This window comes from uncultured Abyssibacter sp. (assembly GCF_964000955.1).
Classification (GTDB): domain Bacteria; phylum Pseudomonadota; class Gammaproteobacteria; order Nevskiales; family OUC007; genus Abyssibacter.
This window is the reverse complement of record NZ_CAXFCL010000193.1, coordinates 1-3837: the sequence shown is the minus strand read 5'-3', so window position 1 is coordinate 3837 and position 3837 is coordinate 1. Positions and strand designations below refer to the sequence as shown.

5 protein-coding genes are annotated in these 3837 nt (G+C 66.9%); all 5 read right to left on the bottom strand.

Annotated features, from left to right (window positions below; translation table 11 throughout):
- Positions 1-173: 173 nt before the first annotated feature.
- A complete protein-coding gene (gene nusB / locus ABNS06_RS09255) occupies positions 174-632 on the bottom strand; it encodes a transcription antitermination factor NusB (RefSeq protein ID WP_348674107.1) in 459 nt (152 codons plus the stop codon).
- Positions 629-1147, bottom strand: a complete 519-nt coding sequence (ribH, locus tag ABNS06_RS09250; protein WP_348674105.1) for a 6,7-dimethyl-8-ribityllumazine synthase — start codon at positions 1145-1147, stop codon at positions 629-631. Before ribH ends, nusB begins: the two co-directional genes overlap by 4 nt.
- On the bottom strand, positions 1137-2234 hold the full coding sequence (gene ribB, locus ABNS06_RS09245) for a 3,4-dihydroxy-2-butanone-4-phosphate synthase (RefSeq protein WP_348674103.1): 1098 nt from the start codon (positions 2232-2234) through the stop codon (positions 1137-1139). The genes ribH and ribB overlap by 11 nt, the downstream gene beginning before the upstream one ends.
- 32 nt (positions 2235-2266) lie before the next feature.
- On the bottom strand, positions 2267-2863 hold the full coding sequence (locus tag ABNS06_RS09240) for a riboflavin synthase (protein ID WP_348674101.1): 597 nt from the start codon (positions 2861-2863) through the stop codon (positions 2267-2269).
- A gap of 47 nt (positions 2864-2910) precedes the next feature.
- On the bottom strand, positions 2911-3837 hold a 927-nt coding region (gene ribD, locus ABNS06_RS09235), incomplete at its 5' end, for a bifunctional diaminohydroxyphosphoribosylaminopyrimidine deaminase/5-amino-6-(5-phosphoribosylamino)uracil reductase RibD (RefSeq protein WP_348674100.1).

Genomic DNA, 3837 nt, shown 5'->3' with positions numbered 1-3837 from the left:
GGCGGAAACACCGGCGCGGAAGTGGCGCCCCTCGACCAGCGTGTCGGTCGACACGACAACGGTCGCACCGGGGGTCGGACGCAATACGGCCGCATCGTCACCGATGCCGACCTCGACACTGTCGGAAAGCGCGGGCCGGTCAAAGTGACGGGAGATGAGTTCGAATTCCCCCGTCACGGACGCGCGGCCTTGACCTCGACCGCCCGCGCATCCCGCGCCAGACGGTCCAGGACGCCGTTGATGTAACGGTGACTGTCCTGCGCGCCGAACAGCCGCGCCAGTTCCACGCCTTCGGTGATGACGACACGGTAAGGCGTGCCGAATTCCTGCGTCAGTTCGTAGGCGCCGAGCAGCAGAATGCCCTGCTCCACCGGATCGATCTGCTCCCAGGGACGATCCAGGTGAGTGGCGATCTGACTCGCCAGAGGACCAGCAGCACCGAGGATGCCGCGCAAGGCCTCGGCGAACCACTCGGGATCGGCGTTGCGCATGTCCTCGGCGGTGCGGAATTCCTCCAGCAACGCCGTCAGTTCGGCATCGGCCAGACGCCACTGGTAGAGCGCCTGCACCAGCAGGCGACGCGTCCAGTGCCGACGGTTCGGCCGCTTCTTTCTGGTGCCGCCTTCGCTCACAGCAGGCGCATCGCGCGGTCAAAACGCATCATGTCCAGCATGGCGTCCGCCGCTTCGCGGCCCTTGTTGTTGTCCGGCGTGGCCCGCGCCTGCGCCTGCTCGATGTTGTCGACGGTGAGCACGCCGAAGCCGATCGGCAGTTCGCGCTTGATCGCGATGTCCTGCACGCCACGTGCGCATTCGCCGGCGACGAAATCGAAGTGAGGCGTCTCGCCGCGAATGACCGCGCCCAGCGCGATCAGGCCGTGAAAGCGCCCGGTGCCCGCCATGCCGTCGGCGGCATGCGGAATCTCGAATGCGCCCGGCACGCGGACGAAACGCATCGCGGACGATGAAATCCCCGCCTCGTGCAGCGCGGCGATGGCGCCTTCGACCAGCTTGTCGATGATGTCCACCGCCCAGCTGGTGGCGATGATGCCGATGCGGGCGTCCGACACGTCCTGGTCCAGCGCAATGACGGGCACGCCGAAATCCGCCCGGGTCTGCATGGAACGCGCGCGATGATCACTGGACATATTCGATGACCTCCAAGTCGAATCCTGAGATGGCCGACAGCCGCTTGGGCGCCGAGAGCACGCGCATCTTGCGCACGCCGAGATTGGACAGGATCTGCGCCCCCAGCCCGTAGGTTCGCAGCTCCTGCTCCGAGGCTTCGGTCTCGGGCTGCGGTTCGGGATTCGCCAGCCCGCCGACGCGCGCCACCATTTCGGCTGGCGTCTCCGGCATGCGCAGAATCACCACCACGCCCTCGCCCTCTTCTGCCACGCGCTTCAGCGCGCTGTCCAGCGGCCAGCCGAAGCTCGCGTGCTGAATCTTGAGCAGATCGGCCAGCGTGTTGCGGACGTGAACACGAACCAGCGTCGGCTTGTCCGGTGTCGGCTGGCCACGCACCATCGCCAGGTGCAGGCAGTTGTCGATCTGGTCCTCGTAGACCACCAGCTGGAACGGACCATGGGGCGTCTGCACCTCCTGTGAGGCAACACGGGAGATGGTGCGTTCATTGGCCAGCCGGTAGCGGATCAGGTCGGCGATGGTGCCGATCTTCAGACCATGCTCCCGCGCGAACGCGTGGAGTTCCGGCGCGCGCTTCATCGTGCCGTCGTCGTTGACGATCTCGCAGATCACACCGCAGGGGCGCTTGCCGGCCAGCCGCATCAGATCCACGGTGGCTTCCGTGTGTCCCGCGCGACTGAGCACGCCACCCTTGTCGCCACGCAGCGGGAAGATGTGACCCGGCCGGTTGAAGTCACGTTCATGCGATTCCGGATCGGCCAGCGCGCGGATGGTCGCCGCCCGGTCCTGCGCCGAAATCCCGGTGGTCGTGCCGTGCCGGTAGTCCACGGAAACCGTGAACGCGGTGCGATGCGATTCGGTGTTCTCCGGCACCATCTGCGGAAGCCGCAGCGCCTCGACACGATCCGACGACATCGGCGTGCAGATGATGCCGCTGGAGTGGCGAACGATGAACGCGACCTGCTCCGGCGTAATGCTCTCGGCGGCAACGATCAGATCACCTTCGTTCTCGCGATCCTCGTCATCCATCATCACGACCATGCGGCCGGCGCGGATCTCGTCGAGGATGTCTTCGATTGAATCAGTCATGGGTCGTCTTTCCAGTCTTCGTCACGAACGCGCTAGCGCGTCTCGATCAGGCGCTGCGCATAGCGCGCCATCAAATCCACTTCGATATTGACGCGGGCGCCCGCCGCCCACTGGCCCAGCGTCGTCACCTCCCAGGTATGGGGAATCAGGTTGACGCCGAAGACCGCGCCGTCCACTTCATTGACGGTCAGGCTGACGCCGTCCAGCGCCACCGATCCCTTGGAGGCAATGAATCGCGCCAGCTCGGGTGGTGCCTCGATGCGCACGCGCCGGCTCGCGGCGTCCATCTCCACGCTCACGATGGTCGCGACACCGTCCACGTGCCCCTGCACCAGATGGCCGCCCAGCGGGGTCTGCAAGGTTAGCGAACGCTCCAGATTCATGCGGGATCCGGGCCGCCAGTCACCCAGCGTGGTCACCTGCACGGACTCGTTGGAGACGTCGGCACTGAAACCACCCGGCGAGATGGCCAGGGCGGTCATGCAGGCGCCGGAACAGGCCACGCTCGCGCCTTCCTCCAGCCCGTCGGTAAAGCCCTCCGGCGTCGCGATGCGCAGTCGCAGGTCGCCGCCGGCATGGCGGGTGTGTTCCACCACCTCGCCGGTGGCCTCGATCAATCCGGTGAACATTAGGGCTTGGAAATACTCATTCGATGGCCGCGCCGGCGACTGGGCGCTCAGCGCAAATGTGCAGGCATCATGGGGCGCGCGATCATACGCCAGTCGGCGCCCAGCTTGCGAACATCCAGGATGTCGAGCAGCGGTGCCTGCGCCAGATGATCGACGCCGGGCAGATCCAGCAATCCTCGCGCGGCCTGACCGAGCAGCCGCGGCGCCATGTACAGCACCAGCTCGTCGACCAGGCTTTCGGCGATCAATGCGCCGGCCAGCGTTGGGCCACACTCGACGAACAGCTCGTGGATGTCACGCCGCGCCAGCTCCTGCATCGCCTCATGCAGGCCGATGCGGGGCTCGCCACCGGCCACGCCGATGCAGGTGACGTGTGACGGATAACGGCCCACGGGAATGACGTTGGCGCGACCGAGCAGCCAGACCGGACTGTCATGCGCGATCAGCGCCGATGACGCCGGCGTGCGGAACTGGCTGTCGAACACGATGCGGACCGGCATGCGGTCCGTCTCCAACGCCCGCGGGGTCAGTCGCGGATCGTCGACCAGCACGGTCTCGACACCGGTCGCCACCGCGCTGGCTTCGGCGCGCATGCGGTGCACGTCGGCGCGAGCCGGCTCGCCGGTGATCCACTGGCTCTCGCCGCTCGCCATCGCGGTGCGGCCGTCCAGGCTCATCGCCATCTTCAACCGGACCCAGGGCCTTCCCCGCTCGAAGCGACTGAAGAATCCCGGATTGAGCTGACGGGCGGCATCCGACAGCACGCCCTCGGCGACCTCGATGCCGGCTTCCTCCAGCCGCCCTCTTGCCCGCCCCGCGGTCCGCGGATTCGGGTCGCCGATGGCGTAGACCACACGTGCGATACCGGCCTCGATCAGGCCGTCGACGCAAGGCGGCGTGCGTCCGACATGCGAACATGGCTCCAGCGTTACATAGGCGGTCGCGCCTCGAGCACGCTCGCCGGCCTCGGCCAG